At 57.6% G+C, this 373-nt stretch carries 1 protein-coding gene; it reads right to left on the bottom strand.

The genetic code is table 11. The annotated features are described in order from the left end of the window. Window positions 1-373: phosphoenolpyruvate carboxylase (locus tag EN862_RS35080; RefSeq protein WP_135913301.1), on the bottom strand; the 373-nt coding region annotated here is incomplete at both ends.

Below are 373 nucleotides of genomic sequence, written 5' to 3'. Positions count from 1 at the left end.
CAGCCGCCGTACCTTTTCCCGATACCATTCGATGGCCGCGTTGCGACACTCAGACAAGGCAAATGCAGTGATCTTTGCCGTCACATAGGGGTTGCCATCGCGATCGCCCCCAATCCAGGAACCATAGCGCATGAACGACGGCGTCTTGAGATCATGCTGCGGATAGTGCCGGCGCAATGCTCCCTCCAAGGTCTCATAGAGCTGCGTCGTCGCCTCAAAAATCACCTCACGAAAAAAATGCAATCCCCAGGCAATCTCTCGCTCGACGGAAGGGCGCTCCAGCCTTAGCTCGCCGGTCATCCACAGGATTTCGATCTCACTCTTCAGATCGCGGACCAGAGTATCGCGCTCACGTGGCGCCCATCGCTGCTGC

The sequence above is a fragment of the Mesorhizobium sp. M2E.F.Ca.ET.219.01.1.1 genome (assembly GCF_004016445.2).
Classification (GTDB): Bacteria; Pseudomonadota; Alphaproteobacteria; order Rhizobiales; family Rhizobiaceae; genus Mesorhizobium.
The sequence above is the reverse complement of the archived record's forward strand: the minus strand, read 5'-3'. Positions and strand labels throughout refer to the sequence as shown.